25 protein-coding genes are annotated in these 24,899 nt (G+C 54.3%); 11 read left to right on the forward strand and 14 right to left on the reverse strand.

The genetic code is table 11. From position 1 onward, the window contains the following. Positions 1 to 211: 211 nt before the first annotated feature. The 8 genes from EYB48_RS15610 to ugpQ all read right to left on the reverse strand — a co-directional run bounded on the left by EYB48_RS15610 (position 212) and on the right by ugpQ (position 8,349). Positions 212 to 1,144, reverse strand: a complete 933-nt coding sequence (locus tag EYB48_RS15610; RefSeq protein ID WP_162021310.1) for an electron transfer flavoprotein subunit alpha/FixB family protein — start codon at positions 1,142 to 1,144, stop codon at positions 212 to 214. A gap of 89 nt (positions 1,145 to 1,233) precedes the next feature. Beyond that, positions 1,234 to 1,986: an electron transfer flavoprotein subunit beta/FixA family protein gene (locus EYB48_RS15615; protein WP_162021311.1), complete on the reverse strand. Its 753-nt coding sequence runs from the start codon at positions 1,984 to 1,986 to the stop codon at positions 1,234 to 1,236. A gap of 618 nt (positions 1,987 to 2,604) precedes the next feature. Further along, positions 2,605 to 2,832: a sulfurtransferase TusA family protein gene (locus EYB48_RS15620; RefSeq protein ID WP_162021312.1), complete on the reverse strand. Its 228-nt coding sequence runs from the start codon at positions 2,830 to 2,832 to the stop codon at positions 2,605 to 2,607. Positions 2,833 to 3,062: 230 nt separating this feature from the next. Continuing rightward, positions 3,063 to 3,572, reverse strand: a complete 510-nt coding sequence (locus tag EYB48_RS15625; protein WP_408058324.1) for an NUDIX domain-containing protein — start codon at positions 3,570 to 3,572, stop codon at positions 3,063 to 3,065. Then, positions 3,572 to 4,090, reverse strand: a complete 519-nt coding sequence (locus EYB48_RS15630) for a GNAT family N-acetyltransferase (RefSeq protein ID WP_162021313.1) — start codon at positions 4,088 to 4,090, stop codon at positions 3,572 to 3,574. The genes EYB48_RS15625 and EYB48_RS15630 overlap by 1 nt, the downstream gene beginning before the upstream one ends. Then, on the reverse strand, positions 4,087 to 6,699 hold the full coding sequence (gene alaS, locus EYB48_RS15635) for an alanine--tRNA ligase (RefSeq protein ID WP_162021314.1): 2,613 nt from the start codon (positions 6,697 to 6,699) through the stop codon (positions 4,087 to 4,089). The genes EYB48_RS15630 and alaS overlap by 4 nt, the downstream gene beginning before the upstream one ends. A gap of 318 nt (positions 6,700 to 7,017) precedes the next feature. Further along, the gene (locus tag EYB48_RS15640; protein WP_202927807.1) at positions 7,018 to 7,344 is read right to left on the reverse strand and encodes a hypothetical protein; all 327 of its coding nucleotides are present in this window, start codon (positions 7,342 to 7,344) and stop codon (positions 7,018 to 7,020) included. Between the two features lie 258 nt (positions 7,345 to 7,602). Beyond that, positions 7,603 to 8,349 carry a glycerophosphodiester phosphodiesterase gene (ugpQ, locus tag EYB48_RS15645; protein WP_162021315.1) on the reverse strand — a complete coding sequence of 249 codons (747 nt, stop codon included), beginning with the start codon at positions 8,347 to 8,349 and terminating at the stop codon, positions 7,603 to 7,605. A gap of 208 nt (positions 8,350 to 8,557) precedes the next feature. Here ugpQ and EYB48_RS15650 point away from each other — a divergent pair, with 208 nt between their 5' ends. From EYB48_RS15650 to EYB48_RS15670, 5 genes are all read left to right on the forward strand, one after another. Further along, on the forward strand, positions 8,558 to 9,808 hold the full coding sequence (locus tag EYB48_RS15650) for a CaiB/BaiF CoA transferase family protein (protein ID WP_162021316.1): 1,251 nt from the start codon (positions 8,558 to 8,560) through the stop codon (positions 9,806 to 9,808). Between the two features lie 79 nt (positions 9,809 to 9,887). Then, the gene (locus EYB48_RS15655; protein WP_162021317.1) at positions 9,888 to 11,105 is read left to right on the forward strand and encodes a sensor histidine kinase; all 1,218 of its coding nucleotides are present in this window, start codon (positions 9,888 to 9,890) and stop codon (positions 11,103 to 11,105) included. Positions 11,106 to 11,107: 2 nt separating this feature from the next. Then, positions 11,108 to 11,980, forward strand: coding sequence for a LytR/AlgR family response regulator transcription factor (locus EYB48_RS15660; protein WP_162021318.1), 873 nt, complete (start codon positions 11,108 to 11,110; stop codon positions 11,978 to 11,980). A 38-nt stretch (positions 11,981 to 12,018) separates the two neighbouring features. Then, positions 12,019 to 12,507 (forward strand): GNAT family N-acetyltransferase, encoded by a 489-nt coding sequence (locus EYB48_RS15665; RefSeq protein ID WP_162021319.1) that lies wholly within the window; start codon positions 12,019 to 12,021, stop codon positions 12,505 to 12,507. Between the two features lie 132 nt (positions 12,508 to 12,639). Next, the gene (locus EYB48_RS15670; RefSeq protein WP_162021320.1) at positions 12,640 to 13,524 is read left to right on the forward strand and encodes a sulfurtransferase; all 885 of its coding nucleotides are present in this window, start codon (positions 12,640 to 12,642) and stop codon (positions 13,522 to 13,524) included. 95 nt (positions 13,525 to 13,619) lie between these two features. Here EYB48_RS15670 and EYB48_RS15675 read toward each other — a convergent pair whose 3' ends face one another. Then, positions 13,620 to 13,811, reverse strand: coding sequence for a hypothetical protein (locus EYB48_RS15675; RefSeq protein WP_235935196.1), 192 nt, complete (start codon positions 13,809 to 13,811; stop codon positions 13,620 to 13,622). A gap of 22 nt (positions 13,812 to 13,833) precedes the next feature. Between EYB48_RS15675 and EYB48_RS15680 the strand changes: the two genes are divergently transcribed. The 3 genes from EYB48_RS15680 to EYB48_RS15690 all read left to right on the forward strand — a co-directional run bounded on the left by EYB48_RS15680 (position 13,834) and on the right by EYB48_RS15690 (position 17,426). After that, positions 13,834 to 15,924 (forward strand): M13 family metallopeptidase, encoded by a 2,091-nt coding sequence (locus tag EYB48_RS15680; protein WP_162021321.1) that lies wholly within the window; start codon positions 13,834 to 13,836, stop codon positions 15,922 to 15,924. 184 nt (positions 15,925 to 16,108) lie between these two features. Beyond that, positions 16,109 to 16,564, forward strand: coding sequence for a hypothetical protein (locus tag EYB48_RS15685; RefSeq protein ID WP_162021322.1), 456 nt, complete (start codon positions 16,109 to 16,111; stop codon positions 16,562 to 16,564). A gap of 13 nt (positions 16,565 to 16,577) precedes the next feature. Beyond that, positions 16,578 to 17,426: a DUF2145 domain-containing protein gene (locus EYB48_RS15690; protein ID WP_162021323.1), complete on the forward strand. Its 849-nt coding sequence runs from the start codon at positions 16,578 to 16,580 to the stop codon at positions 17,424 to 17,426. A 46-nt stretch (positions 17,427 to 17,472) separates the two neighbouring features. Here EYB48_RS15690 and EYB48_RS15695 read toward each other — a convergent pair whose 3' ends face one another. Then, entirely contained in the window at positions 17,473 to 18,045 is a 573-nt protein-coding gene (locus EYB48_RS15695) for a flavodoxin family protein (RefSeq protein WP_162021324.1), read from the reverse strand. Positions 18,046 to 18,095: 50 nt separating this feature from the next. Next, positions 18,096 to 18,797: a pirin family protein gene (locus tag EYB48_RS15700; RefSeq protein ID WP_162021325.1), complete on the reverse strand. Its 702-nt coding sequence runs from the start codon at positions 18,795 to 18,797 to the stop codon at positions 18,096 to 18,098. A 108-nt stretch (positions 18,798 to 18,905) separates the two neighbouring features. Here EYB48_RS15700 and EYB48_RS15705 point away from each other — a divergent pair, with 108 nt between their 5' ends. From EYB48_RS15705 to EYB48_RS15715, 3 genes are read left to right on the forward strand one after another with little or no spacing between them, the layout of a single operon-like run. Then, a complete protein-coding gene (locus EYB48_RS15705) occupies positions 18,906 to 19,832 on the forward strand; it encodes a LysR family transcriptional regulator (protein ID WP_162021326.1) in 927 nt (308 codons plus the stop codon). A 13-nt stretch (positions 19,833 to 19,845) separates the two neighbouring features. Then, the gene (gene gluQRS / locus EYB48_RS15710; protein WP_162021327.1) at positions 19,846 to 20,829 is read left to right on the forward strand and encodes a tRNA glutamyl-Q(34) synthetase GluQRS; all 984 of its coding nucleotides are present in this window, start codon (positions 19,846 to 19,848) and stop codon (positions 20,827 to 20,829) included. 5 nt (positions 20,830 to 20,834) lie between these two features. Continuing rightward, complete coding sequence (locus tag EYB48_RS15715; protein WP_162021328.1) at positions 20,835 to 21,269, forward strand: hypothetical protein; 435 nt, start codon at positions 20,835 to 20,837, stop codon at positions 21,267 to 21,269. A gap of 59 nt (positions 21,270 to 21,328) precedes the next feature. Here EYB48_RS15715 and EYB48_RS15720 read toward each other — a convergent pair whose 3' ends face one another. From EYB48_RS15720 to EYB48_RS15730, 3 genes are all read right to left on the reverse strand, one after another. After that, positions 21,329 to 22,762, reverse strand: coding sequence for a multicopper oxidase family protein (locus EYB48_RS15720; RefSeq protein WP_162021329.1), 1,434 nt, complete (start codon positions 22,760 to 22,762; stop codon positions 21,329 to 21,331). Between the two features lie 149 nt (positions 22,763 to 22,911). Then, positions 22,912 to 24,342, reverse strand: a complete 1,431-nt coding sequence (locus EYB48_RS15725; protein WP_162021330.1) for a TolC family protein — start codon at positions 24,340 to 24,342, stop codon at positions 22,912 to 22,914. A gap of 135 nt (positions 24,343 to 24,477) precedes the next feature. Next, positions 24,478 to 24,891, reverse strand: coding sequence for a hypothetical protein (locus EYB48_RS15730; protein ID WP_162021331.1), 414 nt, complete (start codon positions 24,889 to 24,891; stop codon positions 24,478 to 24,480). Positions 24,892 to 24,899 lie beyond the last annotated feature (8 nt).

Below are 24,899 nucleotides of genomic sequence, written 5' to 3' on the forward strand. Positions count from 1 at the left end.
AGTGAGGACCTACAATTATTCAAACCTTGCTAATCGTGCTTAGAGCAACGCGCACAAACGCTGGTCGTAAAAAAAGGACAGAATCAGCAATGTGTCACAACAACAATTTTTATGCTGTCAATCGCGCGACAAACCACTCACTCTGTCCTCAGTGGATAGCAGACTGGCTGACTATCCACGGGTATTTCATGCCAACTCAAGCCAACTGCAATCAGCCCAGCTCAGCAACCAGTTGCGGAACGATCTCAAACAGATCGCCAACGATACCGTAGTCAGCCACAGAGAAAATCGGCGCTTCCGGATCTTTGTTGATGGCAACGATAGTTTTCGAGTCTTTCATCCCGGCCAAATGCTGGATCGCACCGGAAATACCAACTGCGATGTACAGCTGAGGCGCAACGATCTTACCGGTCTGACCAACCTGCCAGTCATTTGGTACATAGCCCGCGTCAACCGCAGCACGGGATGCACCCATCGCAGCACCCAGCTTATCTGCCAGCGGCTCCAGTACTTTGAACGCGTCAGCAGAACCCATGCCACGACCACCGGAAACGATGATTTTGGCGGCGGTCAGTTCTGGACGATCCGATTTCGCCACTTCACGCGAAACGAAAGCAGACTTGCCGGAATCAGCAACTGCAGCGATTGTTTCTACAGCAGCAGAACCACCGCTGGCAGCAGCGGCATCAAAACCTGTACTACGTACGGTGATGACTTTGACTGCGTCAGAAGATTGCACGGTAGCGATAGCATTACCGGCATAGATAGGACGCTCAAACGTATCTGGCGCGTCAACTTTAGTAATTTCAGAAATCTGCGCTACGTCCAGCTTCGCTGCAACGCGTGGCAGTATGTTTTTACCGTAGGCGGTTGCCGGTGCCAGGATATGACTGTAAGCAGCAGCAACTGCCAGTACTTGCTCAGCAATGTTTTCTGCCAGTCCATCTGCAAAATGTGCCGCGTCAGCGTGTAATACCTTGCTCACGCCAGTGATTTGGGCAGCTGCAGCAGCCGCGGCGCCAGCATTAGAGCCAGCAACCAGTACGTGCACATCACCACCGCATTGGATAGCGGCAGTAACGGTATTCAAAGTGCTGCCCTTCAGGCCAGCATTGTCGTGTTCAGCGATGACGAGTGTAGTCATGATGTTTTCCACTTAATAAAGCACCAGCATCAGATCTGGTGCAAAGATTCGTAAAAGATGTGTCTGTATCAGCAAGCAAGCCGGGCAAATCAGCCCAGTACCTTGGCTTCGTTTTTCAGTTTGGACACCAGTGTCGCTACGTCAGGCACAGTAATACCGGCGCTGCGTTTTGCTGGCTCGGTGACTTTCAGTGTCTTGACACGGGAAGTCACATCCACACCCAGATCGGCAGGTTTCACGTTGTCCAGTTGCTTTTTCTTTGCTTTCATGATGTTAGGCAAAGTCACATAGCGTGGCTCGTTCAGACGCAAATCGGTCGTTACGATGGCTGGCAGCGTCAGGGCGACTGTTTCCAGGCCGCCGTCAACTTCACGGGTCACTGTTGCTTTACCGTCAGCGACTGTGACTTTCGATGCGAAAGTCGCCTGTGGCCAGCCCAGCAATGCGGCCAGCATCTGACCAGTCTGATTGCAGTCATCATCGATCGCTTGCTTGCCCAGGATGATCAGTTGTGGCTGTTCTTTGTCTGCCAATGCCTTGAGCAGTTTTGCCACTGCCAGCGGCTGCAGCTCAGCATCGGTTTCCACCAGAATGCCGCGATCTGCGCCAATTGCCATCGCGGTACGCAAAGTTTCCTGGCATTGTGTAACGCCGCAGGAAACCGCAACGATTTCAGTGACTGCACCAGCTTCTTTGAGACGGGTAGCTTCTTCCACCGCGATTTCATCGAATGGGTTCATCGACATTTTGACGTTGGCAATATCAACGCCAGTGCCATCGGATTTAACACGTACTTTGACGTTGTAATCGACTACTCGTTTGACTGGTACCAGGACTTTCATAGTTCTGCCTTTATGAGCTAATGAGGGATACAGAAAAGTTAAAATTTAAATACTTAAAATACTTAATGGGACTTACGCAAAATTGTCCCAGCAAGGCATGGCGACGCAGGCAGTACACAGTGTACGACAAGGAGCCATAACGCCGCTGGGGCGGTTTTGCGTAAGTCCTACTTAACTAACAGGATGCATTTACAGGAAATCTACGCGAGGCGTATTTAAACTTTGTAGCAACATCGTTGATGCACAAATAAAGCATCTTAAGCGTTTTGAGCCAATTGCGCACTCAAATTGACGTATACGTAAATCTTAAGAATTATAAATCGAAACTAACAACATTTCCGCAAATTTAGCACGATCGTTCCTTTTTTGCGCAAACTGAAGCTAGAGCAGTAGGTCTAATCCTCAGAAATACCTGCAAAATTGCGACATCCTGTGTGTGTTTAGCCCAAACAGCCCACCACAGCAGTTACAAGGACTAGCTAGCTGAAAGTAAAAAACCCGCTCGTGAGCGGGTTTTTTAGCTGCTTTGACTGCGACGCAAGCAATGAATGCCTGCATCTGTGCCTGTGAATTGCAAGTGTGCTCCGGTCTGGCGCACACGCAAACTGCCGGCAGAGCTTATTTGCGTTTGATGAAATACTCAAACTCACTGCTCTTTTCCTCATGCGCCAGCAATTCATTGCCGGTCTGTTTGGAAAATGCCTTGAAGTCACGCACTGAGCCTGGATCGGTCGCCAGCACATGCAGCACTTCGCCGGTAATCATCTCGGCCAGCGCCTTTTTAGTCTTCAGAATAGGCAGTGGACAGTTCAATCCACGGGCATCCAGTTCTTTATTGAATTGCATGATTTTTCCTGTAGCAGCAAATGGAATACAGCCATTCGCAAAACAATTGATGCACCAATTCTACCGGAATTTTCATTGGTATGGTGCAATGCAACACACTAACAACATTTTCTGAATTTTCTACCAATACTTTCGCACCAAAATGCAGCAAAGAAATAAAAAAACTGCTAAAGCATTGCTTTTTATTATGCCGCAAACAACATGAAAATCTGGATTTTTCAGATGCAGATTTAGAAATCTGTAAAAACCGGTTCCAAGCCTTGCGTGCGCATCCAATCCGCCATGGCCAGACCAGTTCCCGCACGCCAGGGTCGCAGTTTTTCCGGCGCAATCAGGCGATACTCCAGCAATTCTTCTGATAAGAGGATTTCGCCGGATGCGCGCACATGGTAGGCAATAATCAACTCATTCTTGCGCATGAATTCATACACACCAATCAGACTGATTTGATCCGCCTGCAAATTGGTTTCTTCTTTCAGTTCACGTGCGACGCCCTGCTCCGGCGTTTCATCACGCTCCATGAAACCTGTAATCAGTGCAAAGGTTTTTTCAGGCCAGGCTGCATTGCGCGCCAATAGTATCTGGCCTTCATATTCAACCAGCGCTGCCAGAACTGGTAAAGGATTATCCCAATGCGTCCAGTGCCCATCGGGGCAGGCCAGCCGGAGTTTGCCACCCTCACCGGGATCAGCACGTTCGGTCAGGGTCTGTGCACAGACCGGGCAATAACGGAATGTCATCAGGGTTTCAGTCCGGGAAGTAAGGGCTGGCGCGGATGCAACCTGGCCATGGAATACACATCGGCATAACTACCATGACGCAAGGCATGCGCACGGTGCGTGCCTTCTATCTCAAAACCGAATTTCTGATACAGATGTACGGCTGCAGCATTATCACAAAATACGTGCAACTCTATACGCAGTACCGGCAGCCAGTTATCGGCGAACTGAAGCAGCTCTGTGAGTAATGCAGTACCGACACCACGGCCAGTAAAAGAATCGGCAACACCGATACCCAGTGTTGCCGCGTGTGCCCGTCGCTGTTTTTTCTCGGTGTGCAATCCTGCCGTTCCCACGATCACACCATCATAAATTGCGACCAGCAAGACATCTTCGGCAGGAAAATGCCGTAATTTTTCCTGCCACATATCGAGTGAGGGATGTGGCAGTTGCAAAGTCCCGGCGTAGGCGCCGGAACTTGCATAGACCCGTTGGATCTGGGCCGCATCAGAGAGTTCTGCGCGACGGATGTGGATCATACGCGTGAATTAACCCAATCAGCCACACCAGCCAATGCTGCCGGCAAGCCGGACGGATCGGTACCACCGGCCTGCGCCATGTCAGGACGACCGCCGCCTTTACCGCCAACTTGCTGGGCCACGAAATTGACCAGCTCACCCGCTTTCAGACGTGAGGTCGTATCAGCAGTCACGCCCGCAATCAGACTGACCTTGCCATCACTGACCGATGCCAGCACAATAGCCGCTGTTTTGAGCTTGTCCTTGAGCTTATCCATGGTTTCACGCAAGGCAGTCACATCCGCACCTTCCAGAGTGGCCGCCAGTACGCGGATGCCCTTCACGTCAACCGCCTGATTCACCAGCTCATCGCCCTGACTGGATGCCATTTTCGACTTCAGCGTAGCAAGTTCTTTTTCCAGTGCTTTGACATGATCCTGTACCTGTGCGATACGCTGAGTCAGCTCTTCAGGCTGGGCTTTCAATGCGGCCGCTGCTTCCAGCACGCGGTTGTTCAGGTTCTGCACCAGCGCCAGCGCTACTTCACCTGTCACAGCTTCAACGCGGCGGATACCGGCAGCGACACCTCCCTCTGCCACGATCTTGAACAGACCAATGTCACCGGTGCGGCTGACGTGGGTACCACCGCACAGCTCACGTGAGGAGCCGATGTCCAGCACGCGCACTTCGTCACCGTATTTTTCACCGAACAAGGCCATTGCACCGTGTTTGACAGCATCGTCAAAGCCCATCAACTGCGCCTGGGTCGCGACGTTCGCCAGGATTTCGCGGTTCACGATCTGTTCAACCTGACGGATTTGCTCAGCCGTCATCGCTGCGTTGTGGCTAAAGTCAAAGCGGGTCTTATCTGCATCCACCAGCGAACCCTTCTGTGCCACATGACTGCCCAACACTTCACGCAGCGCTTTGTGCATCAGATGAGTGGCCGAGTGATTACGCATAGTTTGTGCGCGCACCTCAGCGGCGACTTCTGCTTTCACGGTCTGTACGATAGTCAGCTTGCCAGACTTCAGGACACCATGATGACCGAATACTTCAGCCTGGATTTTCTGTGTATCTGCAACTTCGAATACCGCGCCGTCGCTGCCGACCAGCACGCCGGAATCGCCACACTGGCCGCCGGACTCAGCATAGAAAGGCGTGGTATCGAGTACCACGATAGCCTGTTGGCCAGCCTGCACTTCATTGACCGCGCTGCCATCGACATACAGAGCGATGATTTTAGCTTCGTGTTGCAGTTGTTCGTAACCGACAAAGCGGGTTTTCTCGCCGCTATATTCAATCGCAGCCGCCATCTTGAACTTGCCGCCTTCACGCGCTTTTTTACGCTGCAATTCCATCGCGGTATTGAAGCCAGCTTCGTCCAGCGTCACACTGCGTTCACGACAGATATCGGCCGTCAGATCAAGCGGGAAGCCATAGGTATCATACAAAGTGAAAGCGGTTTCACCATCGAGGTTTTTGCCGTCTTTCGCCAGCGCCGCCTCCAGGATTTTCATGCCGTTTTCCAGCGTTTCACCAAAGCGTTCTTCTTCCTGACGAATCACCTGTGCCACACGCTCCGCTGCTTCTGCCAGCTCAGGATAGGCACCGCCCATTTCCTGCACCAGATCATTCACCAGTTTAAAGAAGAAAGGCTGACTCTGACCCAGCTTGTGTCCATGGCGCAGCGCACGGCGGGTAATACGGCGCAGCACATAGCCACGACCTTCATTGCCCGGTATCACGCCATCCACAATCAGGAAACCGGCGCAGCGGATATGATCGGCAATCACGCGCAGGGAATTATTTTCCAGATCGGTGCAGCCGGTTTCACGTGCTGCGGCTTTGATCAGCGCCTGGAAGGTATCGATTTCATAGTTGGAATGCACATGCTGCAGCACTGCAGACAAACGCTCCAGACCCATGCCGGTATCCACGCATGGTTTAGGCAAAGGATGCAGTACGCCGTGTTCATCTTTATTGAACTGCATGAACACCAGGTTCCAGATTTCAATGAAACGGTCGCCGTCTTCTTCCGCAGAGCCCGGAGGACCACCCCAGATATCGGCACCGTGGTCATAGAAAATTTCAGTACATGGACCACAAGGTCCGGTATCAGCCATTTGCCAGAAGTTATCGGATGCGTAGCGTGCGCCTTTGTTGTCACCGATACGGATGATGCGCTCGACTGGCACACCGATTTCATTTTTCCAGATATCGTAAGCTTCGTCGTCTTCCTGATACACGGTGACGGTCAGCTTTTCTTTAGGCAGCAGATACACTGTCGTCAGCAATTCCCAGGCATAGTGAATCGCGTCTTTTTTGAAGTAATCGCCGAAAGAGAAGTTACCCAGCATTTCAAAGAAAGTGTGGTGACGTGCGGTATAGCCCACGTTTTCCAGATCGTTATGCTTACCACCGGCGCGTACGCTGCGCTGTGCTGTGGTGGCGCGGGTATAGGCGCGTTTGTCCTGACCGAGGAACACGTCTTTAAACTGCACCATACCGGAGTTGGTGAACAGCAGCGTAGGATCATTACCGGGAATCAGGCTGGAAGAACGCACACGCGTATGGCCTTTAGATTCGAAAAAGCTGAGGAATTTATCGCGGATTTCGGACGAGTTCATAGATAGTGAGAATTTTGCTGAAAATGAAGTTAACGTCTGATTATACGGTATAAATTCTGGACTCCGGCACCCCAAACCTGCCCGAATCCAAAAGCTGCTCAAATTAGCAACATCATCCCCGCCCGCTTCACTGTCCCGTTTATAGTCCGCTGCGCAGCCCACCCACAGACGGACTGCATTTCAGTCTCAAGTGACTAGGGCCTGTTAAGCTTTAAATTACGTGCAATTTAAAGATTAACAGGCCCTAAAGCAGAAAGTAAAAACAGAAAAACCAGCGCTAAGCCGGTTTTTCTTTGAGCTTTCTGGCGGAGCAGCGTATCAGGGCGTCACCTTGCGTGCATTATGCTTTTTCTGTTCTATTCGACGGCTGGCAACATCTTCTTCATGTCTGAGTTTGGCGCGTTCCTGCTTAGTCACGACACCATCGGCTTTTGCTGCTTGCTTGTCGGCTTCGATTTTCGCTTCACGTTTTTCCAAGTGCGCACTTTCTTTAGCCGTCAGCTCACCGCTGCTGACGCCTTGTGCAATGCGCTTTTCCTGACGCACCTGACGCTGATCGATGTTCGGGGTATTGGTGTTTTGTGCAAAAGCCGGTGCGGCAAACAGGCTGATTAGGGCCAGCATGGCAAATGGATGTGCGTTCATTGTGACTCCTGTCTTGGTCGTTTGAGATAAAGCTCAATAAAGTATTGAGCTGCGATCTGGGAATGCAGCGTGATGACTGTGTCGCTGATATTCTTAGCTGTATAACGGGCAGCCTGATTCGCCGCTGACATGGCTTTGTATGTGCGTGTAACAAGGCGTAGCAGACTTCGCACACTGTATCCGGATGAAAAATGCCAGCCGCGGACAGTGCACATCATGTTATGGAAAATCGCCCGGCCAGCCTGGCGCAGGTTGCGGTTAGAAGTCCGCAGGAATCCGGTCCGGATAATCAGTGCAAAATGCATCCACACCCCAGCGCAGCAGTTCGTGTGCGCGTTCTGGTTCATTGACCGTATAGCAGAACAAGCCGTAGCCCGCATTTTTCACCTGTGCCGCCCATTCCTTGCTCAGGTGTTTGTGGTTCACATGCAGAGCAACTGCGCTCAGCTCTTGCAGCATGGACTTCCAGTCAGGATGCGGGCCATCCAGCAGCAAGGCGCGCGGGATTTGTGGTGCCGCGCGTTTGGCAGCACGCAATGCAGTCATCGAAAAAGATGAGAGCAAGGGCAGGCGCGCAGGATCGCTGCTCACTACGTCCGCAAAGCAAGCGGCGCTCAGCGCGGCAACGATGCATCCGGTCGCTTCTTCATGGCCGGGGCTGGGTTTGATCTCGGTATTCATCCAGATCTGCTGCTCGCGGCAAAAACGGATGACTTGCTCATAACTCGGAACCGGCTCGCCGCCGAAGCGGGCATCAAACCAGCTGCCAGCGTCCATTTTCTGTAAATCTGCTGCATTCGTCCCGGCAACCAGTCCACTTCCCGCCACAGTGCGCCCAAATTCGGGATCATGCATCAGCACAGGAACGCTATCCTTTGATAACATCACGTCAAACTCAACCGCATGAAAACCCAGTGCCAGACCGCAACGCAAGGCGGCCAGGGTATTTTCCGGCGCCAGCTTACCTGCACCGCGATGCGCTAACACTTTAGGATAAGGCCACATGGTATTTTCTTTCCTTCATCTGCAGCAATATGGGGGATAAGCGCGTTTGCGTGAAACAAAGCAGGCCACGCTGATCACAGTATATAAACGGGTCTGAACTGTGAGAACCGTCAATCCAGCGCAGCCATCGCAGCCATCGCGTCGCAGCGACAGTTTTACAGCAGTCCCAATACAATAACGAAAATAATTCATAACAGGATAAACCAGGATGAGTACGGAGACAGCAACAACATCAACAAAAACAGCATTAGGACATTTACGTGTACTTGATCTGACCCGTGTTTTGGCGGGCCCGTGGTGCGCCCAGAATCTGGCCGATTTAGGGGCGGAAGTGATTAAAGTCGAACGACCCGGCGTAGGCGATGATACGCGTAGCTGGGGCCCGCCTTATCTGCGTGATGAAGATGGAACAAACACCTCCGAAGCTGCTTACTATCTGACCGCCAATCGCGGCAAGCTCGCCATCACAGTCGATATCGCAACGGTGGAAGGTCAGCAAATTATCCGTGAGCTGGCAGCACAATCTGACGTGGTGCTGGAAAATTACAAAGTCGGTCAGCTCGCCAAATACGGATTGGATTACGCCTCACTGAAACAGATCAAACCGGATCTGATCTATTGTTCCATCACAGGTTTTGGTCAGGAAGGCCCGTACGCAGCGCGTGCTGGCTATGACTTCATTGTGCAGGGCATGGGCGGTTTCATGTCGCTGACCGGTGAGCGCGATGATCTGCCCGGTGGCGGACCACAAAAAGCCGGTGTTGCGATTGCCGATCTGATGACCGGCATGTATGCCACCATCGCGGTGATGGCAGCACTCAGTCACCGTGACCGGACTGGCGAAGGCCAGTATATCGACATGGCCTTACTCGATGTACAGGTGGCGATGCTGGCCAATATGAATATGAATTACCTGACCACCGGCGTCGCGCCTCAGCGCTGGGGTAATGCGCATGCGAATATTGTGCCCTACCAAACCTTCGCCACCTCAGATGGACACATCATCGTCGCGGCAGGCAATGACAGTCAGTATAAAAAATTTGTGCAAATTGGTGGCCGTCCCGAACTCGCTGACGATGCGCGCTTCAGCAGCAATCCGGCGCGGGTACAACATCGTGAGCAACTGATACCGCTGCTGGCGGAGATGGTCAGGCTGAAAACCAAACAGGAATGGATCACGTTGCTGGAACAGGCTGGCGTCCCTTGTGGTCCGATCAACCGCCTCAATGAAGTGTTTGAGGATCCTCAGGTGAAGGCGCGCCAGATGCAGATCAGCCTGCCCCACCCCAGTGCTGGCAGCGCGCCACTGGTCGCCAGTCCGATGAAGCTGTCCGCCACACCGGTCAGCTATCGCAACGCGCCGCCGCTGCTGGGGCAGCATACTGAGCAAATACTGAGCGATCTCCTGAACTATGACGCAGAGCGCATCGCTGAGCTGCGTGCACAGAAAGTGATTTAACCAGCTTGCAATCAGGCTCCGCATTTTGCGCCGCTATCTGATAGCTTCGCGAACGCCTGCTGCCTTTGGTCGCAAGTCCATGGCACAGGCAGCAGCGGGCACCTACACTACGCTGCTATCCATCGCAGCTCACTTTGAACCGGCGCAGACTATGACTACCCCCGACCAACCAAACACCACTTACTGGCAGCAGGTACGCACTGCCGTCTCAGGTGCATCGGCAATAAAAATCCTGCGCGAACTGCCTTTCATCCTGATCATCAATGTCATCTGTACCGTGCTGGTGACGTATGTGATGCGACATAACAGCAGCTTGTTGGAAAACTGGGTGTTCTCTAACTGCATAGGATTTTGCTGCTATGTGCTGATACGCGCCGCCAGAATTCTGATCTGGCCGAATCAAAATCCGCAAACTCTGGCGTTTTATCTGACCTGCATCCTGCTTGCCCCGATAGGTTTTTTTTGCGGCACCCTGCTGGCGGCTTTCCTGTACGGCTATCCGGTGCAAAATGTACTCGCCATGCAGTGGCGCTATGTGCAGGGTTTTGTGATACTGAGTGGCATCGTAAGCACCGTGGCCGCCTGGTCGCTGTGGAACCGGATCAGGATTACCGAACTGACCGCCGCCGCCGAAGCTGAGAAAGCACGTTCTGCCGCGATAGAACGACAAGCGGTGCAAGCGCAATTGCAGGTGCTGCAAGCCCAGATTGAACCGCATATGCTGTTCAACACCCTGGCCAATCTGCAGGGACTGATCGCCATCGATCCTGAACGTGCCCAGCACATGCTGGCCCAGCTGATTACCTATCTGCGTGCCACGCTGAGAGCCTCACGCGCAGAAAGCACCACTTTGCAAAACGAATTCAGCCTGTTGCGCGCCTATCTGGATTTGCTCGCTATACGCATGGGGAAACGCTTACAGTACCAGCTGGATTTACCTGCAGAACTGGCGCAGTTGTCTATCCCGCCTATGCTGCTGCAACCGCTGGCCGAAAATGCGATCAAACATGGACTGGAACCCAAGCTCGAAGGCGGCTACCTGCACATCAGCGCAGCGCGGCACGCAGACAAACTGGAATTGCGGGTTGCCGATACGGGTTTGGGGCTGGCGTTTGACTATGCAGAACGCAACGCCAGTGCGGCCGATGGTCACGGACTGGGCAACATCAATATCCGTGAACGCTTGCAGGCCATTTTCGGCCCGGAAGCCGCATTCCGCTTAGGTCCGAATACACCGGAAGGTACCTTAGCTGTCATCACTCTCCCCTTACCCACTCAAGCACAAACACAAGCATAACTATGAGCCAGCCAACACGCGCCATCATCGCCGAAGATGAACCGATACTCGCACTGACACTGCAGCGTATGCTGAATAAACTGTGGCCAGAACTTGAGATTTGCGGGCTCGCAGAAAACGGAGTGCAAGCGGTACAACTGGCCTTGGAAGCGCAGCCGGATATCCTGTTCCTCGATATCAAAATGCCGGGTAAAACCGGGCTGGATGTGGCACAGGAGCTGGCTGAAGAATGGCCGGAGCAGCACGCCTTTCCGCTGATCGTGTATGTGACCGCCTATGATGAATACGCGGTGCAGGCATTTGAGCATTCCGCTTCAGACTATGTGTTGAAGCCGGTCAGCGAAGAACGTCTGCAAAAAACCATACAAAGGCTGCAGGCGCGCTTACAAAGCAAAACAGCGAACAATGCCGGTGATGAATTGGAACGGGTATTGGGCCAGTTACGCAATCTGCTGCCTGCGCAGCAAAGCGCCGGGCGGACTACGCCCGCGCTTCCCGCAAACAACGCTGCCAGCAGCGCAGAGACCGGTAGCAACGCGGGCAGCGCTGACAAACTGCACGTGATACGGGCTGCGGTCGGAAATAATGTACGCATGATAGCGATAGAAGATGTGCTGTATTTCGAAGCGACCGACAAATACATCAATGTCGTCACGCGCGAGCATTCCTCGCTGATACGCAGCAGTCTGCGCGAATTGCTGCCGCAACTGGACAGCAGCCTGTTCTGGCAAATCCATCGCAGTACCGTGGTCAATATCCGTCAGGTCAGCCTGGCGCAGCGCGACGAATCTGGCAAAGTCACGCTAAAACTGCGCGACAGCGATGATAAACTCAGCGTCAGCCGCGTCTATGCGCATCTGTTCCGACAGATGTAAGCCAGTACGCCCCTACTACCCAGGACACCGAATATCGTATGAATCAGCCATCCGCATCCAGCCAACAGCCTGCTACTTTACACTGGCAATGCCTGCCATTTGATCAACTCAGCGTACATCAGTTGCGTCAGATTTACGCAGCGCGGAATGCAGTATTCGTGGTGGAACAGAATTGTGTGTATCAGGACATCGATCATAAAGACCCGTTGTCGCACCATCTGGTGGCCTGGGATGCAGAACAACAGCTGGCCGCTTACCTGCGCATCGTGCCGCCCGGGATTAGCTTTGCAGAAGCATCGCTGGGCCGCGTGCTTAGCAGCACCAGCTGGCGCGGCAGTGGCATAGGCCGGGAACTGCTCACGCGCGGCATCACCTCCCTGCGCGAGATCTATCCACAAGCTGCCATCCGCATCGGCGCACAGGCATATCTGGAAAAATTTTATGGCAGTTTTGGCTTCATCCAGGTGTCGGAACTGTATCTGGAAGATGACATACCGCATATCGACATGCTGCTCAGCAGCGAGTAAGCCTGAGGCATCAGCCTGCGCAGCCCGGATAGCCCTGCCAGCAACAGGGATTTCAACTATAATGCTGCTAAATCAAAGACTTAGTCAGTATGACTGAGTCATCCTTCATTTAGTCTCCGATATCACCTAATTATGCCTGTTGCCACCCTGTCCCCAGAGACGCCTTACGTCAATATCTCTGCTTACAAATTTATCACTTTCGATGACACTGCCGAAAAGCGTCAGGAATTTATCGATAAATGCAATGAACTGAACCTGAAAGGCACTGTCTTGCTGACGCCGGAAGGGATCAATATGTTCCTGGCTGGTTTGCGTCATGAAATCGATGCCTACATGGACTGGCTGCACGCAGACCCGCGTTTCGCCGATGTGGTCGCTAAAGAGAGTTTTTCCGATCGTCAGCCTTTCACTAAATTGCTGGTCAAGCTGAAAGCAGAAATCATCACCATGCGTATGCCGCTGATCAAGCCGGAAGAAGGCCGAGCACCATCGGTCGATGCCAAAACCCTCAAACGCTGGCTGGATCAGGGCCATGACGATAACGGCAAACCGGTTGTGATGGTTGATACCCGCAATGATTTTGAAGTCGATGTAGGCAGCTTCGATAACACCATCGACTACCGCATCACCAAGTTCACAGAATTCCCGCAAGTCATAGAAGAACACCGCGATGAACTGAACGACAAAACTGTCGTGACCTTCTGCACCGGCGGTATCCGCTGCGAGAAGGCGGCAATCCATATGCAGAATGTGGGCTACAACAGCGTGTACCAGCTCGAGGGCGGCATCCTGAAATACTTTGAAGAAGTCGGCGGTGATCATTATCACGGCGACTGCTTCGTATTCGATTACCGCACAGCGCTCAATCCTAAGCTGGAAGCGACCGACACCAAACAATGCTTTGCCTGCCGCGCCGTGGTCACACCCCGTGAGCAATTATCCCCCTGGTATATCGCTGGCGTGTCTTGCCCGCATTGCCAAAAAGCGCGCCACGAAAATGCCCCGGCTCAGGCCTGAACCCAGTTCAGTGCACTGCCGGAATCCACTGCCGTCTTAGTGCTGATTTGACGTAAAAAAAACTCATACCTGTAAGCGCAGGTATGAATTTTTTTTCATGCTGATGGCCATAGCCACCAAACATAAAACAACGCCAGATCCCGCTCTGGATTTGCTGCAAAAAAAGTAAGTAAATCGGGAACTTTATGCAGACACAAGGTGTCTGCTGATGGTGATTGATAGTCCACCGTTTTTTCTGGCCACTTTCCTGCTGAATTTCTGTTGCCTTTTTTTATCGCAGCAGACAAGCGCTTAACTCTATTCCTTGCTATGAAACCTTTGTTACTCACTACCCTGGCACTCAGTCTGATGTGCCTGTCAACCGGCGTCAGTCAAGCGCATGAGCACGCAGTGGCAAGCACGACCCAGACTAAAGCCGGAACGGCAACTGGCGCCGGCGTAGACCGCAGCCAGTCCGATCCGGCCGTCAGACCGCAGGATGACTTTTTCCGCCATGCGCAAGGCAGCTGGCTCAAGAATACTGCGATCCCGTCCGACCGTTCTGACTGGGGCGCATTTACCCAGGCGCGTGAAGAGGTGCAAACCCAATTGCGCGGCCTGATCCAGCAAGCGGCACTGAGCGCTGCGAGTAAAAGCGGTGCCGCTGCTACCGACGCCAATCTGCAAAAAATCGGCGACTTGTATAACAGCGTGGTGAATCAGGATAAACTCAACCAGTCAGGCTGGCGTCCTTTAGCCGCGGATTTGAAAAAAATCGATGCGGTAAAGAACCTGCGCGAACTCACTAAACTGATCGCTCATCTGCAGCAAATCGGCGTGACCACGCCTTTCCATGCCAGCGTAGAGCAAGACAGCCGTTTATCAACACAATATATTTTGACGCTGGGCCAATCCGGACTCGGTTTGCCTAATCGCGATTATTATCTGAAGCAGGATGAGGCACGCAATCAGGAAATCAGCAGCCGTTACCTGAGCCATGTCAGCAAAATCCTGCAACTGTCTGGCGACACTGAGGCAGACGCACATGCGCAGGCAATCCTGGCGCTGGAAACCGATCTGGCCGCGATCCAGTGGAGTAATGTAGAAAACCGTGATCCTGTGCGCACCTACAATAAGCTGAGCCTGGCTGAACTGCGCGCACTGACGCCATCCTTAGACTGGAGCAGCTATCTGAAAGCCAGTCATGCAGGCGCTGGCCTGCAGCAAGTGCTGGTACAACAACCCAGCTATCTGCGTGGTCTGCAAACCGTATTGAACAAACACAGCCTCGCGAGCTGGAAGGCTTACTTCCGCTGGCAATTACTGAACACCTACAGCCCGCATCTGTCGCAAGCCTTTATCGATGAAAACTTTGCCTTCCGCGGCACCTTCCTGAGCGGTATCAAAGAAAACCGTTCGGCAGAAAAACGTGCAGTGGCACTGACCGATCAGATGCTGGGCGAGGCCGTAGGCAAATTGTATGTGCAGCGTTATTTCGCACCAGAGACCAAGGCCCGAACAGAAAAAATGGTGGCGAACTTCCTCGCTGCATTCAAAGCCAGCATAGAGGAACTGGATTGGATGAGCCCGGAAACCAAGAAGCAGGCGCAGATCAAACTCAGCAAAATCAGCGTTAAGGTGGGCTATCCTGAGCAATGGCGCGACTACAGCGCAATACGCATACTGCCGGATGATCTGACCGGTAATCTCAAGCGCATACGTCAGGCCGATCATGCACGTGAATTTGCGCGTCTGGGCAAACCGGTAGACCGCAGCGTGTGGCATATGACACCGCAAACTGTGAATGCCTACTACAGCCCGGAAATGAATGAAATCGTATTCCCGGCAGCGCGTCTGCAAGCGCCGCTATTCAATGTTGATGCCGAAGACGCCTTCAATTACGGCGCACTCGGCATTTCTATCGGCCATGAAATCAGCCATGCGTTTGATGACTCCGGCTCGCAATACGATGGTGATGGCAATCTGCGCGACTGGTGGACTAAAGAAGACCGTGAAAAATTCAATGCACGCACCAAGATTCTGGTCGAACAATACAATGGCTATGCACCGGTCCCCGGCAATTTCCTCAATGGTCAGCTGACTCTGGGTGAAAACATCGCTGACAATGCCGGTCTGATCATGGCGGTCAAAGCCTATCATTTATCGCTGGGTGGCAAACCGGCACCGGTGATCGATGGATGGACTGCTGAGCAGCGCCTGTTCTTCGGTCTGGCGCAGGCACGCCGCTTCAAGGCACGTGAATCACGGGCACTGGTGCTGATCAAGACCGATCCGCATTCACCAGGCGAATTCCGCGTCAACGGCAGCCTGCGTAACCATCCGGATTTCTATACTTCATTCGACGTCAAACCCGGCGACAAGATGTACCTGCCACCAGAACAGCGCGTCAAACTCTGGTAAGCACTGCCCTGTGCTTAGCCTAAAAAATGGCTGCACCTGCGACTCAGCGGTGCAGCCATTTTTTTGGAGCAAGGTCGCACAAGCTGCTACTTCTGTACACAGGCCATGCGACTCTGGATTCAGCGCTGGAACGCAAGCACGCACCGGGTATGCTGTCCCTACCCCAAACAACAGGAGACAGATCATGCAAACGACTTCAATTTCCTCATCTGCAGCTAAGCTGCGCCTATTCATGCGGAACAGCTTGCTGGCCGCCTTACTGAGCAGCAGTGCGATGGCTTACGCGGCAGATCCCTGTTTGTCCTGCGGCTCAACCAAAGGATCAGAAGCAATTTCGCTGGGTATGGGTGTCGTGGTGTTGGGCAGCGCATCAGCACTCGCAGGTTCTGGCAAGTTAGTCGTCACTGCAGTGGAAGGCACAGCAAACGGCATATCTGTGGTGGTTAAAGCTTCCGGTCAGGCCAGCACAACGGTCATCGAATTGTCGGGCAAGGCGCTGGAAAAAACCTCGCTGGTGGCGGGCAGCGTGCTGGAACTGAGTGCAGTCAGCACCGGATACTTACTGATCGCCTCCGGCAAGGCGATCGCCTTCATCCCGAATGAAATCGGCAAAGCTCTGTTACACCATCAACGCGCCTGAGGCGGAGGCTGACATGAAGCACGTAACTGCACCGCAGCCGCCGGTCAGCTTTGCAGGACCGCGTCGTTTCAGCGCATGGAATTTGCTGAGCTTACTGACTTTGCTGAGCTGTTTAATGTTACTGAGCCAGCCTGCCCATGCGGGCCGCCCTTGCGAGCCACCTGCCTACGATCCTGCCAAAACCATGCAGGCGCTGGAGTTTGCCGAAAAAGTCAGGCAAACGCTGGAGGCCAGCGGCGCACAAGTGGCGCTGATTGCACGCGCGGGTCAGGATTTGTCAGCGTATCAGCTGCGTTTTTCCCATCTGGGCATCATCCGCAAACTGCCCGATGGCCGCTGGTCAGTGATGCATGAGCTGAATGACTGTGGCACGGCAAACTCCGCCTTGTACCACGAAGGACTGGGCAATTTTTTTCTGGATGATATGCACCGCTTCGAAAGCCTGTTACTGATACCGTCAGCGGCACTGCAAAACGCCTTGGCGGAACAGATCACATCCGGTCATGCCCGGCAGTTGCACGAGGCATCCTACAATATGCTGGCCTTCGCTTATGCAACGCGCTATCAGAATTCGAATCAGTGGGGACTGGAAGTGCTCGCTGCAGCCAGCGATCCGGCTATCCAAACCCGGCAGCAGGCGCAGGACTGGCTCAAAGCCCAGCGCTATCAGCCGCAGAACTTGCGGCTATCCAGCATGACACGGCTGGGCGCGCGTATGTTCCGTGCCAATGTGAGTTTCGACGACCATCCGTTTGAACGCCGTATGGCGGGACAGATCGACACTGTGAGTGTGGAGTCGGTAGAAAAATTCATGCAGCAATTACCAGTACCACCTCAGGTGCTACTGGTACGCGCAAACTAAAAGCCGCCACTGACAACATGCCAGCGGTGGTGCTCATCAGGTCAGCTTATTGATTGAAACGCTGAGCCACTTGAGCGATACGCTGACCAAACAGTTTCGCCGTTTCCAGATCGCCCGGCAGCGGGCCTTCTTCCGGGCTCGCGTCGGATGGAGACTGGGTCATCAGACCGGCAAAGCTGCCGACAAAATTGATGTCATTGCGCTGTGCTGCCTTGCTGTTAGCAGGCATCAGGCCAGTACCAACCCAGATCATGGAATGCTGTTGCGCCAGTGTAAACAAGGTATGCAAGGTCGACAGTTTGTCGCCATTCATGGTCGCGGAATTGGTGAAACCAGCTGCGATTTTGTCTTTCCATTGCTGGGTAAACCATGGTTTGGAACTGGCATCGGCAAATTTTTTAAACTGCCAGGATACCGTGCCCATATAGGTCGGTGAACCGAACACGATCGCGTCGGCAGCCGCCAGGCTGGCCCACTGTGCATCGCTGATCGTGCCCTCAGCGCTGATCTGTATCAGCTCAGTCTGTGCACCTGCTGCTGCCGCACCCGCTTCTACGGCTTGTGCTGCTTTGGTGGTGTGGCCATAACCGGAATGAAAAACGATAGCTACTTTACTCATGTGTATCTCCTTCGACGAGAAAATAAAACAGGCGGCGCTGCCGCCTGAACTTAACGTGGCAAATCAAATACCAGCACTTCGGCATCCTGACCTTCAGACAAACTCAGTATAGCTTCATCCTGCAACATCAGCGCGTCGCCTTCCTGCATGCTGACACCATTCACAGTCTGGCTGCCGCGTGCCAGATGGACATACACCAGGCGACCTGCTGTGATGGCCTGCTCCAGGCTGTGACCGGCTTCAAACAAGCCTATCGACAGGCTCGCGTTCTGCCGTATCGCAATCGAGCCATCGGCGCCATCCGGCGACGCGACCACGCGCAGACGGCCTAGCTTTTCTTCACGGCTGAATTGCTGTTCCTGATAGCGCGGTGGCTGACGCAGCGCATCGGGCTGTATCCAGATTTGCAGCAAGCGCGTGTGGTGTGCTGTATCCGGATTAAATTCGGAATGCCGCACGCCGGTACCCGCACTCATGTACTGCACATTACCGGGACGGATAGTGCTGCCATTGCCTATGCTGTCTTTGTGCGCAATCGCGCCTTCCAGCACATAGGTAATAATTTCCATATCCTGATGCGGATGGGTACCAAAGCCCATGCCGGGAGCGATCCAGTCATCATTAATCACGCGCAGCGGACCAAAGCCCATGTGCTGAGGATCGTAATATTCGGCAAAGGAAAAGCTGTGGTAAGACTTCAGCCAGCCATGTTCTGCATAGCCACGTTCTTTTGATGTTCTGCGAATAAGCATACTGCCCCCGTTCAAATATTTTGATGTCAGAAACCACACTATACATATTGATATCAACGGATATAAGGTGTAAATTTCAACGACTTTATTCAAATTTTTTGAACAAGCATGAATCTGACGCTGGAAGCACTGCAAATACTGGATGCGATTGCGCGTAAAGGCAGCTTTGCCGCAGCTGCGGCGGCGCTCGACAAGGTGCCGTCTGCGATCACTTACAGCATACGCAAGCTGGAAGAAGATCTGGATGTACTGCTGTTTGACCGGCGCGGCCATAAGGCGCAACTGACCGAGGCCGGTGCCGAATTGCTGCAGCAGGGCCGCCACTTGCTGAACGCGGCGCAGGAACTGGAAAACCGGGTCAAGCGCACCGCCTCAGGATGGGAAGCCGAATTCCGCATCGTACTCGATGGCGTGATCCGCTTTGAAGACCTGATCCCCTTACTGCAGGAATTTGAACAGCAGGGTTGCGGCACCCGCCTGCGTATCAGTCAGGAAGTATTGTCCGGCGTATGGGAAACCATGGTCACCGGACGTGCCGATCTGGCCATCGGCGCCGCCTACGAGGGGCCGGATGCCTTCCGTACCCAGGCTGAGTTTCAAAGCCGTCTGTTGGGGAATCTGGACTGGGTGTTTGCCGTCGCACCTTCCCATCCGCTGGCCAGCTTGCCAGAACCGCTGACACCAGAAACCCTGCAGACATTTCGCGCGGTCGTAGTCGGTGATACCGGTCTGACCTTACCCAGTATGTCAGCCGGTGTGCTGCGCGGTCAGGATACGCTGACGGTACCATCGATGCAGGCTAAACTGGCTGCGCAACTGGCCGGACTGGGCTGCGGCCATCTGCCGCGACGGCTGGCTCAGCCTTATCTGGATCAGGGCAGTCTGGTCGAAAAACAGACCAGCACCCACCGTCCAGCTGGCAATAACCGCATCGTCTGGCGCAGCGCGAATAAGGGCAAGGCCTTGCAATGGTTTTTACAAAAACTGAGTGATCCACAGGTACAGCGCAGCCTGATGGATAACCATCATGAATGAGGCATAGCTGAACATGTCTGTTTTCAGTAGCATTCCGGCAGCATCGGTCACCCCGCTCACCTCTGCCACCTCCGCCACTGGCTATACCGGACGCTTCGCGCCCTCGCCTACCGGTCCGCTGCACCTGGGTTCACTGGTCGCAGCGATGGCCAGCTATCTGGATGCCAGAGCACATCAGGGACGCTGGCTGTTACGCATAGAAGACCTGGATTTCGACCGCAATGTTGCGGATGCAGATCGCCATATCCTGAATTCATTACAACGCTGTGGCATGCACTGGGATGGCGAAGTCAGCTGGCAAAGTAAGCGCCAGCCACTGTATGAACAGGCGCTAAAACAACTGGCGGAGCAAGTCTATCCCTGTGCCTGCTCCCGCAAAGAAATCGCCGATTCGCGATTGCGTGCCGGTAGCGCAGGCAGCCAGATCTATCCGGGCACTTGCCGTACTGGTCTGGCACCAGGTAAAGCGCCACGTGCCTGGCGTTTGCGGGTGCCAGATGGCGACGCTGCGGTCTTTCAGTTTGAGGACCGCTTGCTCGGTGCGCAGACTCAGGATCTGGCCAGCGAGGTCGGTGATTTTGTATTGAAACGCGCCGATGGTTTCTGGGCGTATCAACTGGCGGTGGTGGTCGACGATGCGGCGCAAGGCATCAGCCATGTGGTGCGTGGCGCCGATCTGCTGGATTCGACTGCGCGTCAGTGTTATCTGCAGCAGTTACTCGGGCTGCCACGGCCATCCTATCTGCATGTGCCAGTCGTGAATAACGCGGACGGCGAAAAATTATCCAAACAAACCGGTGCACTCGCCTTCGATCGTGGGGACAATGATTTGCTGCAGGAGGCATTACTGCCTGCAGCGCGCTTTCTCGGTTTAACCATTGCCCCCTCTGTTAGCAATCTCAACGCCTTCTGGGACAGTGCCACTGTCGCCTGGGCGCAATATCTGGCGCTGCGTCAAACATCTCAACCACATCAGCTGCTTCAAGCACTGAAATAACAGCCATGAAATCTCACTTTTTTAGAAGCGTCCTGCTCTCCATCACCGTGTTCTGCGCAGTCATCGGTCTGGCGCTGCCCTGGGGTTTGTATTATTACGGTTTGCGCGAACTGTCTGCCATGCCACAACCCAGCAGTACGCTGCTGAGTCTGGAACAACAGGCAGCGCAATGGGCACAGGCTGGCTTTCAGATGCCGGCCGAAGAAGTGCAGCTGAATCCGGTCGGCTATCTGTTTTCCGCCTCCAGCCAGGATGCGCCGCCAGCCGTGACCAGCTTTGCCTGGCGCATCGCTTCTGCACATTTATCACAGCAATTACCCAAGGCTGGTGTATGGCAAAAAACCTTGAGCGGCAGTGCGCTGACGATCTGGATTACACGCCACTGGACGCAGGCCCAGATCGTCTCCACCGCAGCACAGCTGGATACGAAGCGGCCCTGAAAATGCAGCTGCATTTTCAGGGGCTTCAGGGGCGCGACACATCAATGTACTTAATGTTTTTAATGCCCTTGATGGCCACCATGTCCGCTGTGACCTTGCGGTTTCACCACCTGCACTTCGACTTCCTTGCCGTGCATGCTGTGCGCAGATCCGCTGGCTGGCGGCGGTGCACGTAAAGCCTCAGGCAACTCGCCGGTATATTCCCAGGCCTGGGTACCGGCAGGATGCGCAAACCAGCCGGGGTCAGTATAGTCGCCCGGCTTTTGCTGCTTGCGCACCTTCATCACGCTGAACATACCGCCCATCTCCAGCCCGCCAAATGGGCCCTCCCCCGTCATCATCGGTAAAGTATTGTCCGGCAAAGGCATTTCCATCATGCCCATATCGGCCATGCCCTTGTCCCCCATGGTCATGTAAGCCGGAATCAGGCGCTGAATTTTTTCCGCCACACCGCTTTGATCGACGCCTATCATCGATGGCAGATTGTGGCCCATCGCATTCATGGTGTGATGGCTTTTATGGCAGTGAAAAGCCCAGTCCCCTTCTTCATCAGCGATCAGCTCGATCTGACGCATCTGGCCGACGGCGATATCGGTAGTGACTTCCGGCCAGCGCGCGGTTTTCGGTATAGGGCCGCCATCGGTACCGGTCACGGTAAATTCATGGCCATGTATGTGTATCGGATGATTGGTCATGGTGAGATTGCCGACGCGTATGCGCACCCTGTCATTTTGACGTACCGCCAGACTGTCTATGCCCGGGAATACCCGGCTGTTCCAGCACCACAAATTAAAGTCCGTCATGGTCGAGATACTGGGCCGGGATGCGCCCGGCTCAATATCAAAGGCATTGAGTAAGAACACGAAGTCGCGGTCCGCTTCGGCGATCAGCGGATGCGGCTGCTTCGGATGCGTGATCCAGGCGCCCATCATGCCCATCGCCATCTGCGTCATTTCATCGGCATGTGGGTGATACATGAAGCTGCCGGGACGGCGCGCCACAAATTCATAGACCATGGTTTTGCCGGGCTGAATAGCAGGCTGAGTCAGTCCGGACACACCATCCATACCATTCGGTAAGCGCTGTCCATGCCAGTGCACACTGGTGTGTTCGGGCAGGCGGTTAGTCACAAAAATTCTGACCCGGTCGCCCTCCACCACCTCTATGGTCGGCCCCGGACTTTGTCCGTTATAGCCCCACAGATGCGCTTTCATACCGGGTGCCATTTCACGTACCACCGGTTCGGCGATCAGGTGAAATTCCTTCACCCCCTGATTCATACGCCAGGGCAGCGTCCAGCCATTCAGCGTCATGACTGGACGGTAAGAACGCCCATTCGGTGGTAACAGCGGCGGCATGGAGGCAGCGCTGTTCTGGCTGACTACTTCCGGCAATCCAGCCAGTGCAACCCGGCTGACGGCGCTGGCGGCCAAGGCGCCACCGGCGATACCCGCCATACTGGCTGCTTTAAAAAAAGATCTTCTTGAGTTCATCGTATTTCTTCCAGACTGAGGCATCAGCATGGCTGTCATCGGTGAGCAGCTCACTGCAATACGCCACCAGGTTCTTAGTCGTGCAAATTTTTTCTGATCGCGACTGGCAACTACCGCCGGTCGCAGCTAAGTGCTTAGCGTAGTAGTTTTTAATGCGCCACATCGGACGACGTCGCAGCACGGCTGGCAGGACGCAGCGCTGTCGGGCTGCCTGCACCCAGCAAACTGGCCTGTAATTCCGCATCAGCGATCCAGAATTGCTGATTCGCCTGTATCGCCGCCAGCACTCCTTCTATCTGTTCGCGACTGCTGCCCAGCAATTCAAACACGCTGATCAGCATGCCGTTGTAACGCAGCATATTTTGCTCAGCAATCTGACGTTTTAAAGGCAGCATCACATCACGATGGTGGCGTGCGATCTCGTAACTGCTGTAGTAAGCCGCATAGCGTTCACGTAGTTGTGAAGCGCCCTGGCGCAGGCTGTTTTCCAGCTGGTAGCTGGCAGCCAGCGTATCGGCGCGCATCGCATCACGCTGCAACTGCCCCTGATCAAAAAAAGGCAGACTGATGCTCAGGCCCAGCCCGCGCTTTACCCGTGCCCCCGCCGCAGTGCCGCTTTCTGCTGCAGCGGCAAACACGGTATCACGCTTCACACTGAGTTCAATATCGGTCCAGCCTTGCAGCAATTGCAGGCCCTGACGCTGTGCGGCCGTGTGCAGCGCGGCGGCAGCGATGCGCACATCCAGCCGGTTCTGCAGCAGCTGGCTGGCGATCTGTTCGGGTGCTAAAGGCTGGGCGGGCAAATCCGGCAGATGCGCAGGCAATTGCAAGACCTGCGCCTGATCTGCATCCAGGCCCAGTAAGCGCACCAGCGCTTCACGACTGGCCGTTTGCGCCTGTCTGGCTTCTGTCAGTCTGGCTGTCGCATCGGCAGAAAAACTTTGCTGACGCGCTGCCTGCAAAGCGCTGAAGTTACCGGCAGTACGCATTCTGCGTGCGAGTTCTGCTCCGGCTTCCGCGGCTTCATTGACTTGCTGGGCGTACTCCAGACTTTGCTGCGCAGCGACTGCGCGTACCCAGGCCAGCCGCAGCTGGGTGATATGTTGCAGCACTTGCTGACTGAACTGTAATTGTGCCTGCTGCAATTGCGCCGCACTGACTTGCTGACGGCGCGGCAGACTTAGCAAGTCCAGCAAACCCACGCTCAGACTGCGCGCAATTTCCAGTTCACCGGCGAGCTGGCTGCGCTCCAGATTCAGCAATGGATTGGCAATCCGGCCCTGTTGCGCCAGACGGGAACCATCGCCCCAATGCTGCGCCAGCCAGGACTGGATAGCGGGGCTGTTCCACAAGGCGAGCCGGACTGCATCATGCTGACTCAGCGGCGTACTCAGCAAAGTATCGGCCTGCTGGCGCAAGGCCTGCGCCTGGCTGCTGTCGCGTGCCAGTTGCAGCTCGCCCTGTGTCTGCTGCGGAAACTGACGGTTCAGTTCGGCCGTCGACTGATCAATAGAGAATCCCGCGCATCCGGCCGTCAACAGCGGCAGCGCGAGGAGAGAAAAACGGTAAGGAGAAAACATACATTCCCAGTGCAATAAGATAATATCGCGCGCCCGCAGCCCTCAGGCTCAGGACGCAAACCAACACACGATCTGGCTACGGCAGGTATTGCCCGAAACCAGGATGCGCATGCTTCAGCGTGTATACGCCGACGTTTAGCTGAGGAACCGGGGAGGACGTTCAGGCAGCGATAACTCGGCTGAATGATAGGCAGGCAAAGGCGCTGCCGCCGCCATGCGTGTTATGGCCAGGCCAGGCGTACTGAGGCCCGCAACGGGCATCAACACAGCGATGCAACACAGGGATTTACCCTGGCAGTGATCTGCCTGAGCTTGCTTTAGGGGATGCGGATCAGAGGATGACGTCGTGCCGGCAACGGCTTGTTCAGGCTGCTCAGACTGATGCATTTGCTCACAATGGGACTCGCTGGCAGGCGACTGTGGCTGAGCGGTTTGCGGCAGTTTGTTATTCTGGACACAGTGCCACATGCTGACCGCAGCAAACCCTTGCAAGGGAAGCAGCAGCATCAGCCAGACTAAGATCACGGTGCGCCAGGTAACAGTTTTCATGGACGAGA

Origin of the sequence: Cognatundibacterium crateris, from assembly GCF_010078235.1 — a bacterium.
Lineage (GTDB): Bacteria > Pseudomonadota > Gammaproteobacteria > Burkholderiales > Burkholderiaceae_D > Undibacterium > Undibacterium crateris.

Bases quoted from the DNA above. Each gene is read 5' to 3' on its own strand.
- EYB48_RS15610 (WP_162021310.1), bottom strand. From the start codon at position 1,144: ATGACTACACTCGTCATCGCTGAACACGACAATGCTGGCCTGAAGGGC.
- EYB48_RS15615 (WP_162021311.1), bottom strand. From the start codon at position 1,986: ATGAAAGTCCTGGTACCAGTCAAACGAGTAGTCGATTACAACGTCAAA.
- EYB48_RS15620 (WP_162021312.1), bottom strand. From the start codon at position 2,832: ATGCAATTCAATAAAGAACTGGATGCCCGTGGATTGAACTGTCCACTG.
- EYB48_RS15625 (WP_408058324.1), bottom strand. From the start codon at position 3,572: ATGACATTCCGTTATTGCCCGGTCTGTGCACAGACCCTGACCGAACGT.
- EYB48_RS15630 (WP_162021313.1), bottom strand. From the start codon at position 4,090: ATGATCCACATCCGTCGCGCAGAACTCTCTGATGCGGCCCAGATCCAA.
- alaS (WP_162021314.1), bottom strand. From the start codon at position 6,699: ATGAACTCGTCCGAAATCCGCGATAAATTCCTCAGCTTTTTCGAATCT.
- EYB48_RS15640 (WP_202927807.1), bottom strand. From the start codon at position 7,344: ATGAACGCACATCCATTTGCCATGCTGGCCCTAATCAGCCTGTTTGCC.
- ugpQ (WP_162021315.1), bottom strand. From the start codon at position 8,349: ATGTGGCCTTATCCTAAAGTGTTAGCGCATCGCGGTGCAGGTAAGCTG.
- EYB48_RS15650 (WP_162021316.1), top strand. From the start codon at position 8,558: ATGAGTACGGAGACAGCAACAACATCAACAAAAACAGCATTAGGACAT.
- EYB48_RS15655 (WP_162021317.1), top strand. From the start codon at position 9,888: ATGGCACAGGCAGCAGCGGGCACCTACACTACGCTGCTATCCATCGCA.
- EYB48_RS15660 (WP_162021318.1), top strand. From the start codon at position 11,108: ATGAGCCAGCCAACACGCGCCATCATCGCCGAAGATGAACCGATACTC.
- EYB48_RS15665 (WP_162021319.1), top strand. From the start codon at position 12,019: ATGAATCAGCCATCCGCATCCAGCCAACAGCCTGCTACTTTACACTGG.
- EYB48_RS15670 (WP_162021320.1), top strand. From the start codon at position 12,640: ATGCCTGTTGCCACCCTGTCCCCAGAGACGCCTTACGTCAATATCTCT.
- EYB48_RS15680 (WP_162021321.1), top strand. From the start codon at position 13,834: ATGAAACCTTTGTTACTCACTACCCTGGCACTCAGTCTGATGTGCCTG.
- EYB48_RS15685 (WP_162021322.1), top strand. From the start codon at position 16,109: ATGCAAACGACTTCAATTTCCTCATCTGCAGCTAAGCTGCGCCTATTC.
- EYB48_RS15690 (WP_162021323.1), top strand. From the start codon at position 16,578: ATGAAGCACGTAACTGCACCGCAGCCGCCGGTCAGCTTTGCAGGACCG.
- EYB48_RS15695 (WP_162021324.1), bottom strand. From the start codon at position 18,045: ATGAGTAAAGTAGCTATCGTTTTTCATTCCGGTTATGGCCACACCACC.
- EYB48_RS15700 (WP_162021325.1), bottom strand. From the start codon at position 18,797: ATGCTTATTCGCAGAACATCAAAAGAACGTGGCTATGCAGAACATGGC.
- EYB48_RS15705 (WP_162021326.1), top strand. From the start codon at position 18,906: ATGAATCTGACGCTGGAAGCACTGCAAATACTGGATGCGATTGCGCGT.
- gluQRS (WP_162021327.1), top strand. From the start codon at position 19,846: ATGTCTGTTTTCAGTAGCATTCCGGCAGCATCGGTCACCCCGCTCACC.
- EYB48_RS15715 (WP_162021328.1), top strand. From the start codon at position 20,835: ATGAAATCTCACTTTTTTAGAAGCGTCCTGCTCTCCATCACCGTGTTC.
- EYB48_RS15720 (WP_162021329.1), bottom strand. From the start codon at position 22,762: ATGAACTCAAGAAGATCTTTTTTTAAAGCAGCCAGTATGGCGGGTATC.
- EYB48_RS15725 (WP_162021330.1), bottom strand. From the start codon at position 24,342: ATGTTTTCTCCTTACCGTTTTTCTCTCCTCGCGCTGCCGCTGTTGACG.
- EYB48_RS15730 (WP_162021331.1), bottom strand. From the start codon at position 24,891: ATGAAAACTGTTACCTGGCGCACCGTGATCTTAGTCTGGCTGATGCTG.